18 protein-coding genes and 1 pseudogene are annotated in these 20574 nt (G+C 62.8%); 15 read left to right on the top strand and 4 right to left on the bottom strand.

From position 1 onward, the window contains the following. The first annotated feature begins 1 nt into the window (after position 1). The 4 genes and pseudogenes from CUJ91_RS26685 to CUJ91_RS26670 all read left to right on the top strand — a co-directional run. On the top strand, positions 2-508 hold the full coding sequence (locus tag CUJ91_RS26685; protein ID WP_006049809.1) for a (2Fe-2S)-binding protein: 507 nt from the start codon (positions 2-4) through the stop codon (positions 506-508). Positions 509-602: 94 nt separating this feature from the next. Continuing rightward, positions 603-2006, top strand: coding sequence for an MFS transporter (locus CUJ91_RS26680; RefSeq protein ID WP_114157565.1), 1404 nt, complete (start codon positions 603-605; stop codon positions 2004-2006). Between the two features lie 3 nt (positions 2007-2009). Then, positions 2010-2387: a RidA family protein gene (locus CUJ91_RS26675; RefSeq protein ID WP_114157564.1), complete on the top strand. Its 378-nt coding sequence runs from the start codon at positions 2010-2012 to the stop codon at positions 2385-2387. Positions 2388-2411: 24 nt separating this feature from the next. Next, positions 2412-2564 (top strand): annotated as a pseudogene (locus CUJ91_RS26670) (XdhC family protein); the annotation flags it as partial. Here the strand turns inward: CUJ91_RS26670 and CUJ91_RS26665 are convergent. Together CUJ91_RS26665 and CUJ91_RS26660 are read right to left on the bottom strand one after the other, a co-directional pair. After that, a complete protein-coding gene (locus tag CUJ91_RS26665) occupies positions 2556-4184 on the bottom strand; it encodes a class I adenylate-forming enzyme family protein (protein WP_114157563.1) in 1629 nt (542 codons plus the stop codon). The pseudogene CUJ91_RS26670 and the gene CUJ91_RS26665 overlap by 9 nt on opposite strands. 4 nt (positions 4185-4188) lie before the next feature. Beyond that, a complete protein-coding gene (locus CUJ91_RS26660; RefSeq protein WP_006049804.1) occupies positions 4189-5154 on the bottom strand; it encodes a LysR substrate-binding domain-containing protein in 966 nt (321 codons plus the stop codon). Positions 5155-5566: 412 nt separating this feature from the next. On the opposite strand from CUJ91_RS26660, the gene CUJ91_RS26655 reads away from it, so the two are divergent. The 4 genes from CUJ91_RS26655 to CUJ91_RS26640 all read left to right on the top strand — a co-directional run bounded on the left by CUJ91_RS26655 (position 5567) and on the right by CUJ91_RS26640 (position 9845). Then, positions 5567-6004: a PaaI family thioesterase gene (locus CUJ91_RS26655; protein WP_029970240.1), complete on the top strand. Its 438-nt coding sequence runs from the start codon at positions 5567-5569 to the stop codon at positions 6002-6004. 254 nt (positions 6005-6258) lie between these two features. Beyond that, on the top strand, positions 6259-7716 hold the full coding sequence (locus CUJ91_RS26650) for a UbiD family decarboxylase (protein ID WP_107709554.1): 1458 nt from the start codon (positions 6259-6261) through the stop codon (positions 7714-7716). Positions 7717-7738: 22 nt separating this feature from the next. Further along, positions 7739-8347, top strand: a complete 609-nt coding sequence (locus tag CUJ91_RS26645; RefSeq protein ID WP_107709556.1) for an SRPBCC family protein — start codon at positions 7739-7741, stop codon at positions 8345-8347. 82 nt (positions 8348-8429) lie between these two features. Beyond that, positions 8430-9845 (top strand): MFS transporter, encoded by a 1416-nt coding sequence (locus CUJ91_RS26640; RefSeq protein ID WP_053860165.1) that lies wholly within the window; start codon positions 8430-8432, stop codon positions 9843-9845. Between the two features lie 27 nt (positions 9846-9872). Here CUJ91_RS26640 and CUJ91_RS26635 read toward each other — a convergent pair whose 3' ends face one another. Further along, entirely contained in the window at positions 9873-10745 is an 873-nt protein-coding gene (locus tag CUJ91_RS26635; RefSeq protein WP_053860166.1) for a MetQ/NlpA family ABC transporter substrate-binding protein, read from the bottom strand. Between the two features lie 310 nt (positions 10746-11055). On the opposite strand from CUJ91_RS26635, the gene CUJ91_RS26630 reads away from it, so the two are divergent. After that, entirely contained in the window at positions 11056-12246 is a 1191-nt protein-coding gene (locus tag CUJ91_RS26630; protein WP_114157562.1) for a porin, read from the top strand. Positions 12247-12329: 83 nt separating this feature from the next. Here the strand turns inward: CUJ91_RS26630 and CUJ91_RS26625 are convergent, their stop codons facing one another. Beyond that, the gene (locus CUJ91_RS26625) at positions 12330-13394 is read right to left on the bottom strand and encodes an LLM class flavin-dependent oxidoreductase (RefSeq protein WP_114158073.1); all 1065 of its coding nucleotides are present in this window, start codon (positions 13392-13394) and stop codon (positions 12330-12332) included. A 209-nt stretch (positions 13395-13603) separates the two neighbouring features. On the opposite strand from CUJ91_RS26625, the gene CUJ91_RS26620 reads away from it, so the two are divergent. The 6 genes from CUJ91_RS26620 to CUJ91_RS26595 all read left to right on the top strand — a co-directional run bounded on the left by CUJ91_RS26620 (position 13604) and on the right by CUJ91_RS26595 (position 20537). After that, positions 13604-14629 (top strand): succinylglutamate desuccinylase/aspartoacylase family protein, encoded by a 1026-nt coding sequence (locus CUJ91_RS26620; RefSeq protein WP_114157561.1) that lies wholly within the window; start codon positions 13604-13606, stop codon positions 14627-14629. Between the two features lie 187 nt (positions 14630-14816). Then, complete coding sequence (locus tag CUJ91_RS26615) at positions 14817-15368, top strand: GNAT family N-acetyltransferase (RefSeq protein WP_114158072.1); 552 nt, start codon at positions 14817-14819, stop codon at positions 15366-15368. 32 nt (positions 15369-15400) lie between these two features. Then, the gene (locus tag CUJ91_RS26610) at positions 15401-16342 is read left to right on the top strand and encodes an ABC transporter substrate-binding protein (protein ID WP_114158071.1); all 942 of its coding nucleotides are present in this window, start codon (positions 15401-15403) and stop codon (positions 16340-16342) included. A 60-nt stretch (positions 16343-16402) separates the two neighbouring features. Continuing rightward, positions 16403-17725: an LLM class flavin-dependent oxidoreductase gene (locus CUJ91_RS26605; protein WP_114157560.1), complete on the top strand. Its 1323-nt coding sequence runs from the start codon at positions 16403-16405 to the stop codon at positions 17723-17725. Between the two features lie 40 nt (positions 17726-17765). Continuing rightward, entirely contained in the window at positions 17766-19583 is a 1818-nt protein-coding gene (locus CUJ91_RS35150; protein WP_114157559.1) for an amino acid ABC transporter permease/ATP-binding protein, read from the top strand. A gap of 21 nt (positions 19584-19604) precedes the next feature. Continuing rightward, entirely contained in the window at positions 19605-20537 is a 933-nt protein-coding gene (locus CUJ91_RS26595) for an ABC transporter substrate-binding protein (RefSeq protein ID WP_114157558.1), read from the top strand. Positions 20538-20574 lie beyond the last annotated feature (37 nt).

The raw sequence follows: 20574 nt of genomic DNA, 5'->3' as shown, positions 1-20574 counted from the left end.
CATGAGCGCTACTTCCATCAACATTCAATTCACGCTGAACGGCGAGCGCGTGAGCGCCGAGGTCGAACCGCATCACACGATTCTCGACGTGCTGCGTCAGCAGTTCGCGCTATATGGCGCCCGCGAAAGCTGCGGTCAGGGCTTGTGCGGATGCTGCACGGTGATCGTCAACGGCGAGAGCGTGTCGGGCTGTCTCTATCTCGCCGCAATGGCCGACGGCGGTGAAGTCAGCACGATCGAAAACCTGGACGCCAATGGAGAACTCGATCCGGTGCAGCAGGCGTTCATCGAGTGCGGCGCGTTTCAATGCGGCTTTTGCACGTCAGGCTTCATACTGATGAGCCGCCAGTTGCTCGACCGCAATCCGGACCCGAGCGAAGCCGAGATCCGCAATTTCCTGTCGGGCAATCTTTGCCGTTGCGCCGCGTATCCGGAGATCATCGAGGCCGTCAAGCTCGCCGCGCAAATGCGCAAGTCGAAGGCGACGGTCGCCGTCGTGGCCGCGTAGCGCGCCTGCAAACAACGGCAAATCAACGCAGTGACGCGCGTCTGAAGAACAACAGACGGCATGGCGCGCGATAACGACATCGAGGAGACAGTCGATGCAGCACCCTCTGGAGGAAAGCTCCGGCGGCGGCACGCGCGGCAGCCTGGGCGGCGAGCCGCGGGTCGCCCTGGACGACGCAACCCATGCCGTCTGGTATCGCTCGATCAACCGCCAGCAATGGAGCGCATTGATCGCGTCCAATCTCGGCTGGTTCTTCGACGGCTACGAAACTTACGCACTGGTTCTGACCGTGGGCGGCGCGCTCGGCCAGTTGCTGCCGGCGTCGGGCCACGCGCAGATTCCGTTCTACGCGGGACTGGTGATCGCATTGACGCTGCTCGGCTGGGGCATCGGCGGATTGATCGGCGGCATCCTGACCGACTATATCGGCCGCAAACGGATGATGATGTTCGCGATTCTCGCGTATTCGCTGACCACCGGTTTGAGCGCGCTGTCGTGGGACTGGACATCGTTCGCGGCGCTGCGCTTCATCGTCGGTCTCGCGATGGGATCGGAGTGGGCGACGGGCACCGCAATGACCGCGGAAATCTGGCCGGACCGGCATCGCGGCAAAGGCGCGGGGCTCATGCAGTGCGGCCTCGGCACGGGCTTTTTCGTCGCGTCGCTGATATGGCTTTTCATGAGCGGCGCAGGCGAGCATGCATGGCGCTACATGTATCTGATCGGCGTGCTGCCCGGTCTCGCGACGCTGTGGATGCGCGCGGGCATTCCCGAGTCCGAGCAATGGCAGCGTGTGAACACGGAGCGCAAGGCGACGCTCGCGCGCAGGAAGTCGGGCATGACGCTCGACGCGCGCGAACAGTCGCTCGCGCGCTTTACGCTCGTCGATCTGCTGGCCGATGCGAAGCTGCGCCGCCGCACGTGGATCGCCGTGCTGATGTCGCTTAGCACGACGCTCGGCTGGTGGGGCATCTCGACATGGGTGCCGCCCTACATCGGCTCGGTCGCGGCGCGTGCCGGGCTTTCGGCGGCCTCATGGGCGAGCTTTGCCGGCATGGCCTACAACGTCGGCGCGATCAGCGGTTATATTGGCCTCGGCTTTCTCGCCGACGCCTATGGCCGCAAGCGCATCACCTGTCTATTCTTCGCGATGGCGTTCGTGCTGACGCCGGTGCTCTTCATGTGGACGCACGACGTCGGCCTGCTGCTGGCGGTCGCCTGCGTGGCAGGCTTTTTCAGCCTCGGTCAATATACGTGGATGCCCACGTGGCTGCCCGAGCTTTATCCGACGCGCGTACGCGGCACCGCTATCGCGCTGTGCTTCAATGTTCCGCGCTTTCTTGCGTGGACGGGGCCGCTCGTCGCCGGCACACTGATCACCCGCTTCGGCGGCTACGGTCATGCGGCGGTCATAGTCGGCTTCATCTATCTGGTCGGCCTCGCGCTCGCGCCGTGGCTGCCGGAAACGCGCGGCCAACCCTTACCAGAAGAGGTTTGAACCATGAATTTCATTTTCACCGACAATGCGCCGTCTCCGGGCGGCCACTATTCGCAGGCTGTGCAGGCGGGCGGCTTCACGTTCGTCTCGGGCATGCTGCCGGGGCCGGGCGTGGCCACCGACGGCTCCGACAACTTCGAGCGCCAGGTGCGCGCCACGCTCGCTCATTGCGAGCAGGTGCTGGCCGCGGCGGGCTGCGCGCTGACCGACGTCGTGCAATGCACCGCGTACATCGTCGATGTGAAGAACTGGCCGGAGTTCAACCGGCTCTACGCGGGGTATTTCGGCGCTCACAAGCCGGCGCGCGCGGTCGTGCCGGTGCCCGAGCTGCACCACGGCTTTCTCGTCGAGCTGCAGATGGTCGCGCATCGCGGCGCATAAACGCGCCGCTTTACGGAGGACACGATGGACAGCATCGACGTGAGCGTGCTGCGCAATGCCGTCGACTGGCTCGCGCCGCGCCGCCGCGTCGTACCCGTCACGGTGACGCGCACGTGGGGTTCGAGTCCGCGCCCCGTCGGCGCGATGCTCGCGATGCGCGACGACGACCTACTCCTGGTCTTGATCCGCCTCCGGCAACTCCGGCCCTGAGCTGACGATCCCCCACCATTGCTGACGCAGTGCGTCGCGCAAGATCTTGCCGCGCGCGCTGCGCGGCAGCGCTGCAACCGGATAGATATTCATCGGCATCTTTTCACGCGGCAGATGCCGCCGGCAATGCGCACGCAGCGCCTCCACGTTCGGCGCGATGTCCGGCTGCAGCACCACGAAGCAGACCGTTTCCTGTCCATACACCGGGTCGGGCACACCGAGCGCCGCGACGTCCTGCACATGAGGATGCGTACGCATCACATCCTCTATCTCCTGCGGCACGATCTTCACGCCACCACGAATGATGAGATCGTCCATGCGAGCCGCCATGCGCACGAAGCCGTCCGTGTCGCGTGCGGCGATATCCCGCGTGAAGAGCGGCGCGCCGCGAATCGGCAGCAGCGAGCCGTCTTGCTGAAGCACGCCGAGCGCGAGCTTGTCACCGTCGACGACAACCTGGCCTTCGACGCCGGCAGCGCACGGCATACCGTCGGCATCCACGATCTCGAAGCGGATATGCGCGGCCGGATAACCGACCGTCCCGAGCTTGCGATGCTCGAGCCGGTTGCCGCACATCCATCCCGCTTCCGACGACCCATACAGATTGAGGATGCGAATGCCGTAGCGCTTTTCGAAGCGCATCCATTGAACGGGCGATAGCGGCGCTGTGCTGCATGTCATCGCGCGCAGCGACGAGAACGTGTCGGCGCTCACCTCGAGCGGTGCTTCGAGAAGCATGTTGAGCACCGTGGGCACGCCCGCGCAAACGGTAATGCGCTGATCGCGGATCCAGTCGCCGAAGCTGCTGCGCGAAAAGCGGCGCGCGACGCATAGTGTCGAACCGAGTTGCAGGAACGGAATGAAGCTCAGTATCTGCGCCGAGTACCAGTCGAACGAACGGTATTCGAGCATGCGGTCGTCGCGGCTCGAACCGAGCAGGTCGATACTGTCGAGGCCGTTGAGCCAGTACGACTGGTGATCGTAGACGACGATCTTCGGAATGCCGGTCGTGCCCGACGTGCAGCACATCGACGCAATGTCGCGAAGCGTGCATACGGTTGCGCCATCGGGTAGCGGCGTGCCGTCGTGCGCGCCTGCTTCGAGCGAGATGATGTCGCCATCGCAGCCGATGTTCTCGCGGCCGGCCGAGGCCCACGAAACGAAGCGCACGACCTGCACGTTCGCTGCGGCGACGGAGGTGTCGGCGGGGTCCACGGCGTCGACGGGAAACACGATCAGCTTCGGCCTGATCGTGTCGAGCAACTGCCGTGCGATCTTTACGCCGACGAAGGGCACGTCGAGCGGACACACGATTGCACCGAGCCGCCACGCGCCGAGCCACAGCAGCAGCTTGTCGGGCGCATCGCAGTCGGCGAGCACGACGCGCGTGCCTCTCGTCACGCCACGCCGCGCGAATTGTCTGGCGATCGTCTCGACCGATTGCGCGAGTTGCTCGAAGCTCATGCTCACGCGCCGCTCGACATCGACGATGGCAGGCTTGTTGGGCGTCGCGCGCCGATGCTGTTCGAGCAGGGCCGCGACAGTGCGAAAAGGCGGATCGTTCGTGGGCGGATGCGTGCTGACCATGAGCTCAGCAGGGCTCGGGCACGGAAGGCGAGGCGGCCTCGCATTGCGCCGCGGTCTCGCCGCGATCGCGGTTTTCGCCGAGCCGCGCGAGCGCCCATTCACGGAAGGCTTCCACTTTCTTCGTGCGTGCCTTGTCGGTCGGCGACGAAACGAAATACGCGGAATTCGACGGCACACGCACGTCGAACGGCGCCACGAGTTTGCCGCTCGCCAGATCGCCGTTCACGAGCGGCGTGCGGCCGATTGCAATGCCGACGCCGTCCACGGCCGCCGCGAGCGACGTGAGCTGCAAATGGAAAACGGATTCGCCGGCGAATTCGACGGGCTCATGCACGGCCGCTTCGAGCCACGCGGGCCAGTCGTCCTGATACATCGAATAAAAGTACGTGCGAATCTGCCGCATGCGTGCGAGCACTTCCGCGACCGATCCGAACTTGCCGGCTTCTTCGAGCACCGCGGGCGAGCACACGGGAAAAAATTCCTCGCCATGCAGACGGTCGGAGCGCGCCGACGCCCAGCGCCCGGAGCCGTAACGGATCGCGACGTCGTAGCTGTTGCGATCGAACTCGTTGAACGTCGAACTGGTTGCGACGTGCACGGTGATGTCCGGATGAGCACGCTGGAATTCGGGCAGCGCGGGGATCAGGCATTTGACTGCGTAGGTGGGCAGGCACGTCACCGTGAGCACGGTGCTGGGTTTTTTCTTGCGCGCGTGCGCCGTGGCGATGGACAGCAGATTGATCGCCTCATGCACCGAATCGAGATACTCGCGTGCCGCCGGCGTGAGTGTGAGCACGTTTCGGCGCCGCACGAAAAGCTTGACTTCGAGCCGGTCTTCGAGCGTCTTGATCTGGTGGCTGATGGCCGTCTGCGTCAACTCGAGTTCCTGTGCCGCGCGGGTGAAGCTCAAATGCCGCGAGGCAGCTTCGAATGCGAGCAGGCTCTGAAGCGAAGGGATATAGGGTCTCATCTGTTGTCAGCGCAATGCAGGAACGCCTGGGTAGTGGATCTTAGCGGGTTTCATCGGCGCGCGAGGCGCCTCGCACGGGCGCGGGAATACGTGTCGGCGGCCCTGCGGAAAGCCGCCCTGCGGAGAGCCGCCCTGCGGAAGGCCGCCCCGCGGAAAGCCGCACCGATGCCTGGATGATCGGCTGGTTACGGACCCCGAGGAAATGAAACTTTTTCATGCAGGCATGAGAAAAGTTAGTTTGCGCGCGTGGAAAGCGCTCATGCACTCTTGGTCCGGTCGAGCGAAGCGTCGTCTATCGGCGCACATTAATCAATCGTTACAAACCCGGAACGTCAATGTGCCGGGCCGCGCGCGAAGAACCGAAACGTTGGGCAGTCAGGCCCGTTCACGCGCGGATAGGGAGAGAACAACAGTGGATATCGATGTGCTGGAAAATCCGTTTCTTGCCAGCCTCGGCTTGTCGCGCACGGCCTGGCGCGATGGCTATGCGGAGTTTCGCCTGAACTTGCAGCCCGAATTGCTGAACCGGCAACGCGTGCTGCAAGGCGGCGTGGTGGCGACGCTGCTCGATGCGGCCTGCGGTTATGCGGGGCTTTATAGCGCCGATCCGCTGCGGCCGATACACGCGGTGACGCTGTCGCTGACGCTCAACTTCCTCGATAAGGGAGTGGGCGAGACCTTGATCGGCAAGGGCTTTCTCGAGCGCAAGGGGCGGTCGGTTTATTTCGCGCGCGGCGAGGCGTGGATCGATTCGAAGACGCTGATCGCCACCGCGCAGGGCACCTTCAAATATGCGGGCGGTTACGGCCGGCGCGAGCCGTCGAGCGCCCCGCCTGGCGAGCTCGACTGAACTTAACTTTACTTAACTGACATGCGGCGGGCCGCAGCGCCGCGGTCACTTCGTCACGATCGCATTCGCACGATCGCATTGCAACCATCGCATGAATCCTTCTCATCCCTGTCATGAAGGATGGTCGTTTGCGTGTGCCGCCGCATTGCCTCATTGTGGCGATCAACAAGTGAAGCGGCGCCACGTGACGACGGCGCGCGCAATCCCGCATACGAATACGAATACAAATCGCCAAACTATCGGAGACACACGACGTGACAGACAGCTCGACTTCCCATCCGCTCGATCTGCGGGCATGGCTCGACGAGGCGCGCGCGCTCGGCGAACTGACCGACGTTTCGGGCGCGGACTGGAATCTGGAACTCGGAGCGATCAGCGAGTTGAACGTGAAGAAGGAGCGGCCCGCCGCGCTGCTTTTCGACGATATCCCCGACTATCCGCAAGGACATCGCGTGCTGACATGCAGCACCGCGAGCCCGGCGCGATTGTCGTCGATCCTGCGCGTCGGACATCAGCCGACGCACCGCGCGCTGGTCGAGACATTGCGCGGCAAGCCGAAGCAATGGCAGGCGCATGCACAGGAATACGATCCGGTGACGGTGGCGGACGGCCCCGTGTTCGACAACGTGCAGACCGGCGGCGACGTCGATCTCTTTTCGTTTCCCGCGCCGCTGTGGCATGAGAAAGATGGCGGCCGTTATATCGGCACCGGCTGCATGGTGGTGACGAAAGATCTCGACTCGGAGTGGATCAATGTCGGCACGTACCGCGTGATGATTCACGACCGCAATCATGTCGGCCTCGACATGATTCCGGGCAAGCACGGCGCGATCCAGTACGACAAGCACATGAAGGCGGGCAAGCCGTTTCCGGTCGCGATCGTGATCGGCTGCGATCCGCTCGGCTACCTGATTTCAGGCATCGAAGTGCCGTTCGGCATGTGCGAGTACAACTATATCGGCGCGATCCTGAAGAAGCCGGTCTCCGTGGTGAAAGGGCAGTTGACGGATCTGCCGTTCCCGAGCGCATCGGAGATCGTGATCGAAGGCTATGCGCATCCGGGCGACGTCAGGATCGAAGGGCCGTTCGGCGAATTCCACGGCTATTACCCCGGCAAGGCGGAGACCGCGCCGGTGGTGACCATCGAGCGCATCTACTATCGCAACAACCCGATCATCATGGGCAGCCCGCCCGCAAAGCCGCCGAACGACTACTCGTATTCGAAGGCCGTGATGCGCTCGGCGTTGCTCGTCGATGCGCTTCAGGCGGCCGGCGTGCCCGATGTCGCCGGCGTGTGGGCGCACGAGATCGGCGGCGCGCGCATGTTCAACGTGGTGTCGATCCGTCAGCGCTATGCGGGACACGCGCGGCAGGCAGGACATATTCTCAGCCAGTGCGGCGTGGGCGCATACATGTCGCGCTATTCGATCGTGGTCGACGAGGACATCGACCCGGCCAATCTTCAGGAGGTGATGTGGGCCGTCGCGACGCGCACCGATCCGGACATCGATATCGACATTGTCAAACGCGGCATGGGGTCGAAGAACGATCCGATGTCGATTGCGAATCCGTACAAGGCGCCGTTCAACTCGAAGGCGATTATCGACGCGTGCCGTCCGTTCGATTTTCTCGCGGAGTTCCCGCAGGTTGCCGAGGCGAGCAAGGAACTGCAGGACAAGACGCGCGCGAAATGGGAACACATTCTCGGCTGACGGACGACAAGGAGAGTTGCACATGGAACTGACAGGCGAACAGATTTTGCCGCTGCCGCGCGAACGCGTATGGGCCGCATTGAACGACCCCGAAATCCTCAAGGCTTCGGTGCCCGGCTGCGAGTCGTTCGAACGCGTCGACGACAACCAGTTTCAGATGGTGATGGCTGCAAGCGTCGGCCCGATCAAGGCGCGCTTCAAAGGCAAGATGGTGCTGACTGATTTACAACCGCCGCAGTCGTATTCGATGACGTTCGAAGGATCGGGCGGCGCGGCAGGCTTCGGCAAGGGCGGCGCGCACGTCGATCTGCTTGCCGACAACGGCGGCACGCGGCTCGTGTACCGCTCGCATGCGCAGGTTGGGGGGCGTCTCGCGCAAGTGGGCGCGAGACTGATCGACGGTGTCGCGCGAAAAATGGCCGAGGACTTTTTTGGGCGCTTCACGGCGGCTGTGATTGGGCCGCAGCAGACGGCGGAAGATGAAGCACGCCCGGCGACCGCTTCTGCCGACGCTCACGCAGGCACGCTCGCCACTTCGCAGACAGCGGCAGGCACGAGCGCAAGAAACTGGACGTGGGCACTGGGCGTGGTGGTCGTCCTTGCGCTCGTCGCGGTGTACGCATTGCATTGATAACAACGACGGGGATGCGTGAACGACGTATCGGGCGCCGCAGCCCGAACGCCGCTCGGGGCACCCGCAACAGGAGACGACGATGCAGGATGGCAATACGCTACAGGGCGCAGTCACACGCGACGACACGCAGACGGCGGCCGTCGAAGCGGCTGTCGACGCTGCAAGCGCGGCGCTGATTCGCCGGATAGAGAGCGTGCCGTTTTCGCGCTGGCATACGAAGGCGCGGATCATCGTCGGCAGCGCGACGTTCTTCGATGCGTTCGACGCGCTCTCGATCGCCTTCGTGCTTCCGGTGCTGATCGGTCTGTGGCATATCGAGCCGCTCGAGATCGGCGTGCTGATCGGCGCGAGCTACATCGGTCAATTCATCGGCGCGCTGACGTTCGGCTGGTACGCGGAACGGCGCGGCCGAATTCGCAGCGTGACGATCGCCATTGCGATCATGTCCGTGATGAGCATGGGCTGTGCGCTAAGCGGCAGTTTCGCGGTGCTGCTGGTGTGCAGATTCATTCAGGGAATCGGCGTGGGCGGTGAAATGCCGGTCGCGGCGACGTACATCAGCGAGTTGTCCAACGCTCACGGCCGCGGCAAATATTTTCTGCTATACGAACTGATTTTCCCGGTCGGTTTGATGGCGACCGGACAGATCGGCGCATGGCTCGTGCCGCTCATCGGCTGGAAGATCATGTTCTGGATCGGCGCGGTGCCTGGGCTTCTGATCGCGCTGCTGATCGCGCGCTTGCCCGAATCGCCGCGCTGGCTGATTTCCAAAGGACGATTCGACGAAGCGGAAGCCGTGATCCGCGACATGGAAGCGAGCACGGATCGCCGCATCGAACCCGGCCGGCGCCAGCAGCCGAACAAAGGCGTGATGAATGCGCGCGCGGGCTGGCGCGAACTGCTTTCGCCGTTCTATCGCGGCCGCACGCTCGTCGTGTGGGTGCTGTGGGCGACCGCGTTTTTCATCGCGAACAGTTTGAACAACTGGCTGCCGACCTTGTATCGCTCGGTTTATCACCTGCCGCTGCAAACCGCGCTGCGAGCCGCGTCGATGACCAACGTCGCACAAGTCGCGCTGCTGCTGATCTGCGCGTATGTGATCGATCGCGTTGGCCGCCGCAACTGGACGGTGTCCGCTTTCTGTCTGGCGGCGATTCTGTTCGCATGCCTCGGGCTCTTTGCCGCGCACGACGTATGGAGCGCAATGGTGCTCGGCACGCTGAGTTATGGACTGATCGGTTCGATCGCGGCGGTGCTGTACCTGTACACGCCCGAGGTTTATCCCACCAGAATGCGCGCGACGAGCACCGGGCTCGCCACTTCCTGGCTGCGTCTTGCGTCCGCGGTCGGACCGTCGCTTGCGGGACTGCTGCTGCATAAGCGGGGCATCGGCTCGGTGTTTGTGATGTTCGCCGTGGTGGCGGTGGTCGGCGCGATTTGCGCACTCAGAATGACAGAGACGCGCGAACGAAGCCTCGAGGAAATCGCGCCGTGACAAGGCTGCGGGTTGCGATAAGCGCGCTCACTCATTAGCGAAATACGCTGGCAACCTGAAGCCGTCATAGAAGCGGTTGCCGCGAATCGCCTGCTGAAACTCCACCGACCGATACGCGTCGACGATGTCCTGCGTCGCGCGCGCATTGCGGTTGCCGGCCTTCACGACGACCTGGTTGATATACGGCGGCGTCATCTCTTCCAGCGCGAGCGCATCGGCCAGTTTGTGGCCGCTGAAAATAGCGAAATTGCCCTGAATCGCGGCGTAATCCACATCGTCGAGCGCGCGCGGCGCTTGCGCCGATTCCAGCGGAACAATCTTGATGCCGGCCGGATTGGCGATCACGTCGCGCTCGGTGACGTCGACGGGATTCGGGTTCGGCTTGATCCTGATCCAGCCGATGCGCTGCAGGATCTTCAGCGCGCGTTCGAGATTCACCGGATCGTTCGGCACCGCGACGCGCGCGCCGGGTTTCACTTCAGCCAGCGTTCGGTGCTTCTTCGAATAGAGACCCATCGGCGGCGTCGGCACCTGCACCACGCCGACGAGGTCGGTCCCGTTGCGCTCGTTATACGACTTCAGATAGACCTCGTGCTGCATCACGTCGGCGACAATCTCGCCGCGATATACGGCCTGATTTGCTTCGAGCCCTGTACTGAACTCGACGTACTTGATCGCATAGCCTTTCTTGCGCAGTTGCGGTTCGACACCCGCTTTGAATTCGTCCGCGTAAGGACCAGGCACGAAGCCGACGCGCAATTCCTGCGCGGTGTTCTTGCCATCGGCGGCATGCGCGCTAATGGACGTTAGCGCGGTGAGAGCGCTGAGCGTGGTGGCGAGCAGCAGCGCGCCGGCTGCGCGTTTTTTGAAGGGTGACGGGATAGTGATTGTTCGGAACATGACGATGAAAGTAGTGGCGATCGCACCGGCAACCGTGCAGCGTTGCTAGAGAACTTTGAATTCGAAGCAGTAGATCACGCGCCGTTTCGAACGCCAAACAACTAATTCTGCTTATCAATTGCCAGTTCTCGCTCGCAATGCAAGCCGCGATAAGCGTGCCGGGAAATTGCAATTTAAAGTCTCGCTGAATTTCAAATGCACGGAGCAATCCGTAGCAAACCCGACTTCGATGTTTGTCTCCCGCATTTCGCGATCCTAAGATTGGACCCCTTTCAGCCGATGATGTTAACCACGACAACAAGGGGTAAAGATGAAACGAGTCGCTCTCACCAGCGCCGCCGGTCTGCTTGCAATCACTCCACTCGCCGCTCACGCGGAAAGCTCGGTCACGTTGTACGGGCTCGTGGATGCGGGCATCACCTACACGAACAATCAGAAGGGCGCGAGCAACTTCCAGCAGACGAGCGGCAAGCTCAGCGGCAGCCGATGGGGCCTCAAAGGCAACGAGGATCTGGGCGACGGCTGGAAGGCCGTGTTCACGATCGAGGGCGGCTTCCGTCCCAACGACGGTACGCTGGCTCAGGGCGGCCGCGAGTTCGGACGGCAGGCGTTTGTCGGCGTCCAGAAAACCGGCATCGGCACATTGACGCTTGGACGCCAGTACGAGCCGCTCGCCGATCTCGCGGCGCAATACGCGGGCTCCGGTTTCTGGTCGCCGTCGACCCACATCGGCGATAACGACAATCTGAACCAGACTTTCCGCGTCAATAACGCCGTCAAGTTCCGCAGCGACACGATTGCCGGATTCACGGTGGACGGCCTGTATGCGTTCAGCAATCAGGCCAGCGGCGGCAGCGGAACAGGGTTCGGCAACAACCGCGCATGGGGCATCTCGGCGAACTACGTCAATGGACCGTTGTCGATCGGCGGCGGCTACGTAGTGCTCAATCATCCGGATACGACGTCGAATACGAGCGGTGCGGTCGGCGGCGCGTCGACCACGAGCGGCGACGATTACAGCGGCGCGTTCTTCTACGGATTGAACGGCGGCGTGGTGCGCCAGCAGATCGCGGTGGCGGGCACCAACTACGCATTCGGCCGCGCGACGGTCGGCTTTGCATGGAGTCACACGCAGCTCGACTACAACGACGGCTCGTCGCGCAAGTTCAACAACTACGACCTGAATGCACGCTACCTGTTCACGCCTGCGCTGACGCTGATCGGCGTCTACACCTATACGGATGGCCGCGCGACGAATCTGCCGGGAACCAGCGGCGCGAATCTGAAGCCGCGCTGGCATCAGTTCACGCTCGGTGTCGACTATGCATTGTCGAAGCGCACCGACGTGTATCTGTCCGGCGTGTATCAGCTTGCCGTCGGCGATGCATCGACGCGGGTCGGCTCGGGCTACCGCACCATCGCGGCGATTGCCGATGCCGGCACGGCTTCGTCGACGAACCGTCAGGTCGCCGTGCTTTCAGGCTTGCGCGTGAAGTTCTGACCGGAGGCCGCGACGGCATGGCGCATGCATGCCGTCGTGGCTTATACGCGATACGTGATACGTGATTGAGTTGCTGAGTCGTTTCAGCCGCGCGCCGCTTCGGCGGCTTCGCGCGTCTTGCCGTGCTGAAGTCCGCGCGCCAGCAAACGAACCGAGGCGATGCGTTGCGCGGCATCCGTCACCGGATTGTCGATGATGAATTCATCCACGCCATAGCGGTCTTGCAGTTCACTGAGCGCATCGTGCACCGCGTCGGATGTGCCATGCACGATGTGGTTCTCGCGTTCGTCGATGCGATGAGCGCCGCCGCCTGCCTGACGAACGAACTCTTCGGCCTGCGCGATGCTGCCCACCGTGACCGGCTGCTGATCGCCGACCTGCACGCGAAAACGCCGCGTGTCCGATGCGAGCCGCGCTGCTTCGTCGGCGCTTTCTGCTGCTATGACGGAGAGAGCCAGCAATGCCTTGCGTCCGTTCGATGCCGCGCGATAGCGCTCCAACGCGCGCTCGATCTCGTCCGGCGCGCCGTTGATGTGAGCCGCGTACACGAAGTCCCAGCCAAGCCGCGCCGCAAGCGCCGCGCTCTCGACGCTTGCTCCGAGCAGAAAAGGGCGCGCAGGCGAAGGCGGCAGCGGCGTGGCTCGCAGCACGGAACCGAACTGCTCGTCGCCGTCGGCAGCATCGTGTTCGCGATTCGCGCCGAGAGCATCGGCGAGATAGCGGTCCAGCTCGAACGCGAGCGCAGCGAAATCGGGCTTGTGCGCAGGGTCGCGCGCCGATTGCAGCGCGCGCGTCGAAAGCGGCAAACCGCCAGGCGCCTTGCCGATGCCGAGATCGACGCGGCCGGGCGCGAGCGAGGCCAGCAGATTGAAATTTTCCGCGACCTTGTAGGGACTGTAATGCTGCAGCATCACGCCGCCCGAACCGACACGTATGCGATTGGTGCGTGCAAGGATATAAGCGATCAGGATTTCCGGCGAAGGGCAGGCGAGCTGACTCGTGTTGTGATGTTCAGCGAGCCAGTAGCGCCGGTATCCCCATGACTCCGCATGGCGCGCCAGTTCGACCGTGCGCCTGAGCGCCTCGGTCGGCGTTTCGCCTCGTGCGATCGGGCTCTTGTCCAGCAGGCTTAAAGCGTAGGCGGTCATGTGAGGTTCTGGAAGTACGGCATATATCGGGCTTGCGCGGCGCGACGAGCCGATCATTAGTACGGCGATGGTATTTCTCGATGAACGGCGCGGTCAAACAATCTAGAAGAATAAGTAAAGGCAAAAAGATTTGTTCGATGCGAAGACGCCGGCCGATGTTTAATGAGGCCAACGCCTCGAATTGCCGGCACTTTCCAGAGAACTGTCATATGCACCTGAATCCAATCGTCAGCGAGGTCGACTTCGACCTGGCCGGCCGGCACACCGGTTATCTGCGTTTGCCGCACTCCGTGCATCGTTCCGCATACGGCTGGCTGCCGTTCCCCGTCGTGTCGATACGAAACGGCAGCGGGCCTGTCGTGCTCGTGATGGCCGGCAATCACGGCGACGAATACGAAGGACAAATTCTCGCCGCGCAACTCGCGCGCGAGATCGATCCGGCCCATCTAACGGGGCAAATCATCGTGTTGCCGGCCGCGAATGCGCCCGCGGTCGAGCAGGGTCTACGGACCTCGCCGATAGACGACGGCAATCTCAATCGCGCGTTTCCCGGCGACCCGCGAGGCTCGCCCACGCAGATCGCCGCGCATTACATCGAGCATGAATTGCTCGCGCGTGCCGACTATCTGATCGACCTGCATTCGGGCGGCAGTTCACTGCTCTATCACGGCGGCAACATGCTCGCGATCGAGCCGCGCGACGAGGCCGGGAAAGCGCGGCTAATCGATTTGCTGAATGCATTCGGTTTGCCGAACGCATTCATTCATCGCGAGAATCCGGTGCATGCGGCAGCGGCGGCGCGGCGTCAAGGCGCGGTGTCCATCACGACCGAACTCGGCGGTGCGGGCACGGTCAGCTCCGCGCTGATTCGCGAAGCGCGCCAGGGGCTGCTGCATTTCCTTGGGCACGTCGGTGTGCTGCATGGCCCGCTCGTCCCCGAATCGCCGCCTGCAAGCACGCGTTTCAGACGCGTCGCCGGTGCGCGGCACTACGTTTATGCCTACGACAGCGGCGTTTACGAGCCGCTTGTCGAACTCGGCGACCGGGTAAGTCAGGGGCAACCCGCTGCGCGAATCCATTTCCCAGATACGCCGTGGCGCGAGCCGGTGATTCGCCATTTCGACAGCGACGGAGAAGTCGTTTGCAAGCGCGTGCCCGCGTTGGTCCGAAGAGGCGATTGTCTGTTTCACCTTGCAGAGGACGATCCAACGTTCTTTACGCAGCTCGCGCGCTGACGATGTTCTATTGACGGATACGCTGCGCGAATAACGCAATGCGATGCGCGAGCAATCGAACGGACAACAAAAAACGTTCGCCGCAGCGGCACCATATTCATATACCAATTGCTTGTTTTGCCGTCGAACGACTGCGCGCTATCGTGTGAATTCCACAAGACGAGCCGGCGCGTTCCGGTCGATCATCATGAGCTTTAGCGTTGTCGATACCAGTCCGCTCGATCCGCTTGCCCAACCTCTGCTAAGCGCATTGCAGCGCGAATATACGACGCGTTACGCATCGTTTCACAAGGATAACGGCGAGTCGGCCGCGCAGGAAATCGCGCGTTATCCGGCCGAGGCGTTCGCTCCGCCGGAGGGCGCATTCATTCTGCTGCTGCGGGACGGCGCGGCGATCGGCGGCGGCGCGTTCAAGCGCTACGACGCGCGCACCGCGGAACTCAAACGGGTCTGGACACGCGACGATGTGCGCCGTCAGGGCCTCGCGCGCCGCGTCGTGCAGGAACTAGAACAGCGTGCGCTCGCCCAGGGTTATACGCGCGTTTATCTGACCACCGGTTTCCGGCAGCCCGAAGCCTGGGCGCTGTATGCGAATAGCGGCTACGTGAGCCTGTTCGATACGTCATTGCCTCCCGAGGTGCATGTTCATCTGCGCTACGGAAAGGACCTGCTCGATCCGGGCCGCATCGATACCCTCGAAGACCTTCGCGCGAAACAAACCGATCTCGCGATCCGCTAAGCCCACCTGACATTCCAACGGAACACATGACGATGAGATTGCGCGCGCATCTTGCAACGCTTCTATTGGCGAGCATGGCCGGCATGACGGCCGGCAGTGCCCCGGCGCTCGCGGCGGCCCCGGGCTTCGATCTTAGCCCGGCGCAACAGAACCGCATTCGCGGCGCGGAGGACCCGGCCGCCATCAAGGTCATACCTTCGAACTTCGCCTTCGTCGCGAAGAATGCGTTGACGGTGGGCATCGTCGTGGGTCATCCGCCGATCAGCACCTATGCGAGCGACGCGAGAACGGTAGTCGGGTTCGACCCGGACCTCGCGCAACTGATTGCGGACAGTCTCGGCAAGCATCTGAATGTCGTGATTCTCGCGTGGCCGGACTGGCCGCTGGCCCTTGCGTCCGGCAAGGTCGACGCGGTGATTTCCAACGTCACGGTGACGGAAGAGCGCAAGGCGAAGTTCGACTTCTCGACCTACCGGCAGGATCAGATCGGCTTCTATGTGAGGACCGATAGTCCGATCAGGCAAATCGCCGAGCCGAAAGATATCGCCGGTCTGCGGATCATCACCGACGCCGGGACCAATCAGGAAAAGATCCTGCTCGAGTGGGACCGGCAGAACGTCGCGCGTGGGCTCAAGCCGGTTTCCGTGCAGTACTACGACGACGATGCGGTGAGGTCGGTGGCGTTGCAGTCGGGGCGCGCGGACGCGATCTTGAGCGTGAATGCCGCGCTTGCCTACGATGCCGCGAGACAAGGCAAGACGCGCCAGGTCGGCACCTTGAGCGGCGGCTGGCCGCGCACGGCGGAGGTCGCGGTGACGTCGCGCAAGGGCAGCGGTCTTGCCGAGCCGCTCACCATCGCGCTGAACAATCTGATCCAGAACGGACAGTATCGCTCGGTGCTCGCGCGCTGGCATCTCGAGTCCGAAGCGATCGCGAAGGCGGCGACCAATCCGCCGGGCTTGCCGAAGTCGTGACGCGGCGGTCGAAAACGCATCACCGGCTTCGATCTTTCCTTCTGTCTGGCGAACGACATCATGAGCAAGAAGCACATCCCATTCGGCATCATGCTGCAAGGTGCCGGCAGCCACATGAACGCGTGGAAGCATCCGGCGGGACCGGCGGATGCCAGCGTCAATCTCGATTTCATGATCCGCACGGCGCAAAAAGCGGAAGCGAACGGCATTGCGTTCGCGTTCGTCGCGGACGGTCTCTACATCAACGAGAAATCGATTCCGCACTTTTTGAATCGCTTCGAGCCCATTTCGATCCTGTCGGCACTCGCCACGGTCACGTCGAAAATCGGTCTCGCGGGTACGGTCTCGACGTCGTATAGCGATCCGTTCACGGTCGCACGCCAGTTCGCCTCGCTGGATCTGATCAGCGGCGGGCGCGCCGGCTGGAACGTCGTCACGACGCCGCTCGAAGGCACCGCGAAGAACTACGGCGGATCGCATCCCGAGCATGCGTTGCGCTACGAAATCGCGGATGAATACCTGAGCGTGACGCAAGGGCTATGGGATAGTTGGGACGACGATGCATTCGTGCGCGACCGCGAGCGCGGCGTGTTTTTCGATCGCGACAAGTTGCATCCGCTCAATCACGAGGGGAAATTTTTTCAGGTAGCGGGGCCGCTCAATATCCAGCGCTCGCCGCAAGGTCAGCCGGTGATCTTTCAGGCCGGCTCGTCGGATGCGGGCATTGCATTGGCCGGTAAATATGCGGATGCCGTGTTCACGCATTCGGTCTCGGTCGAAGAGACGCGGCTTTTCGCGCAGCGCGTGAAGGACAGCGCCGAGGCGCATGGGCGCAGCCGCGAAGACGTGAAGATATTCCCCGGTATCGGCCCGATTGTCGGCGCCACGCATGAAGAAGCCGAAGCGAAGTACCGCGCGATTCGCGATCTGCTCAATATCGACGAAGCGCTCGCGTATCTCGGCCGCTTTTTCGATCATCACGACTTTACGCAGTACCCGCTCGATGCCCCGTTCCCCGAACTCGGCGATCTTGGCCGCAACAGCTTCCGCTCGACGACGGACCGCATCAAGGCCAATGCCCGCAGCAACGGACAAACCTTGCGCGAAGTCGCACTCGAAGTCGCGACGCCGAAGACGCATTTCCTCGGAACGGCCGAACACGTGGTCGATGAACTGATTCGCTGGATAGAAGCGGGCGCCGCCGACGGATTCATTCTCGGCTTCGCGGTGCAGGCGCAGGGCCTCGACGATTTTGTCCGCTACGTGATTCCCGAACTGCAGCGGCGCGGCCGTTACGAAACGACGCTCAGCGGCGCAACGCTGCGTGACCACTTAGGTTTGCCGCGCAAGGAAAGCCGCTACGCACTGACCGAAACTGCATGAACACACGCGAACGGACACCACAACGGACCGAGTACGAACGATGAACGAAGCCGCTAAAGTCGCCGTCCAGGCGCCAGGTTCCGCGCAAGCAGAATCGCAACGGGACCGCAACCGCTATCACGTCGTGCCCGCGAAGCATCGCGCGCGCAGTGCCGGTGCTGCCCTCGCCGCTATCGTGATCGCGCTCGTGCTCGACTCCGTGCTTGGCAATCCGCGCTGGGGCTGGGGCGTATTTGCCGAATGGTTTCTGTCGGAACCGGTGCTCTCGGGGCTTGGGCGAACACTGCTGCTGACGGCGCTCGGTGCGTCGATCGGTTTTGCGCTCGGCATGCTTATCGCGCTCGCAAGAGTCTCGCGTTCGCCCCTTCTTGCAGGCAGCGCCTGGGTGTTCGTGTGGTTGTTCCGCTCGATCCCGCTTATCGTTCTGCTGCTGATCCTGAACAACCTCGGCTATCTGTACGAGACGATCAGCGTCGGCATTCCCTTTACCGGCATTGCATTCGGTAACTGGCCGACTACTGAAGTCGTCAGTCCTTTTTGCGCAGCCGTTCTCGGCCTGACGCTGCATCACGCCGCTTTTTCGGCGGAAGTGATTCGCGGCGGCATTCTGTCCGTCGATCAGGGGCAGCTTGAAGCAGCCGCCGCGCTCGGACTGCCGCGGCTTCGCCAGGCGCGGCGCATCGTGCTGCCGCAGGCCATGCGGGCCATCGTGCCGACCGCGTTCAACGATCTCATCTCGCTCGCGAAGGGATCGGCGATGGTTTATGTGCTCGCCATGCCCGAGCTGTTCTACACGGTGCAGATCATCTATCGGCGCAATCTCGAGGTCATTCCGCTGCTGATGGTGGCGACCGTCTGGTATCTGGTCATTCTCTCGGTGCTCTCCGCGATTCAGGTGTACGTGGAGCGCTATTTCTCGCGCGGCGCGACGCGCAGCACAACGTCGTCGCCATTCGAAGAGGCCATCAAAAAGCTTGCTGCATTCGTGCTGCGCCGGCGCGAAACGGCATTTGCCGGCGAGTCGCGGCTTGCCGCCGCCATCGCGCCGAGCGAGTCGAAAATCCCCGGCGCTGCGAATCCGTGGATCGACCAGCGCACAGGCGGCGAGATCGTCATCCAGAAGGTCTCGAAGAGCTTCGGCGCACTCAAGGTGCTCGACAACGTCTCGCTCACCATGCGTCCCGGCAGCGTCACGGTGATCCTCGGTCAATCCGGCTCCGGCAAGTCGACGTTGCTGCGCACGATCAATCATCTGGAACGCGTCGACGACGGTCTGATCGATATCGACGGCGAACTGATCGGCTATCGCCGCGACGGCATGACGCTCTACGAACTGAAGGAGCGCGACGTGCTGCGGCGTCGCGGCGACGTCGGCATGGTGTTTCAGAACTTCAATCTGTTCCCGCATCTGAGCGTGCTGGACAACATTGTCGAGGCTCCTGTCGCGCTTGGCCGCTTGCCGCGCAAGGAAGCGGAGCAGCTCGCGCAGGGTCTGCTTGCGCGTGTCGGACTCGCGGACAAGGCGCACGCGTGGCCGCGGCAATTATCGGGCGGACAGCAGCAACGCGTCGCGATTGCGCGCGCGTTGGCGTTGAGGCCAAAGGTTCTGTTGTTCGACGAGCCGACATCCGCTCTCGATCCCGAACTGGTGAACGAAGTGCTCGACGTCATCAAGGAACTGGCGCGCTCCGGCACCACGATGGTGATCGTCACGCACGAGATTGGCTTCGCGCGCGAAGTGGCCGACACCATCGTGTTCATGGATCGCGGCCGGGTTATCGAAGCTGGTCCGCCGGCGAGCGTGCTGAACCATCCACAACATTCCCGCACGCGCGAATTCCTGTCGCGTGTGCTCTGACCACTCCTTCTTCGCAACACGATGATCAACAGGCGCAGATTCGTCATGACGGGCATCGCGGCGGCGTTGGCGACGATCGGCCGCGCACATGGCGCGCAGACCGGCATCGACCTCAGTCCGCAACAGCCCGGACGCATACGTACCGGCAAAAACGAGCAGGCGATTGCGGCAATCGCGAATCGCTACCGGTTCGTGAAGGAAGGGCTTTTCACAGTCGCCATCTCGCCGCATGGTCCGCCGACCGCGACTTACGCGACGGATGCGCGCACCGTCGTCGGTTCGGATGCGGACTACGCGCAACTGATCGCCGACGCCCTGGGACTCAAGCTCGACATCGTGTCGATCACGTGGGCTGACTGGCCCTTGGGCTTGACGTCGGGGAAATACGACGCGGTGATCTCGAACGTCGGCGTGACGGAGCAGCGCAAGGAGAAGTTCGACTTCACCACTTACCGTCAGGGCTTGCACGGCTTCTATGTGCGAACCGCCAGCCCGATACGTCACATCGCGGAGCCGAAAGACATTGCGGGCCTGCGTGTGATTACCGGCTCGGGGACGATCCAGGAAAAGATCATCCTCGAATGGAACCGGCAGAACATCGCGAAAGGACTGAAACCCGTCGAGCTCCAGTATTTCGACGACGATGCGGCAAGCCGCGTTGCGCTGCTCTCCGGCCGGGCGGACTTGGAGTTCAATCCCAATGCGCCGCTTGCCTACGACGCCGCGCGAAGCGGCGCGATTCGCCAGGTGGGAACCGTGAATGCGGGCTGGCCCGCGAGAGCGGACGTGGCGATTGCAACGCGCAAGGGCAGCGGACTTGTCGACGGCCTGACACTTGCCACCAATGGCGTGATCGCCGACGGCACGTACGCGCGCGCGCTCGCGCGCTGGGGGATTCAGGCGGAAGCGCTGAACCGCTCCGAAAGCAACCCGCCGGGCCTGCCAAAATTCTGATCCAATTCCAATGACCTTCCGTTCCGTTTTTCCCGGC

It is taken from the genome of Paraburkholderia graminis (assembly GCF_003330785.1).
Taxonomy (GTDB): Bacteria; Pseudomonadota; Gammaproteobacteria; order Burkholderiales; family Burkholderiaceae; genus Paraburkholderia; species Paraburkholderia graminis.
The sequence above is the reverse complement of the archived record's forward strand: the minus strand, read 5'-3'. Positions and strand labels throughout refer to the sequence as shown.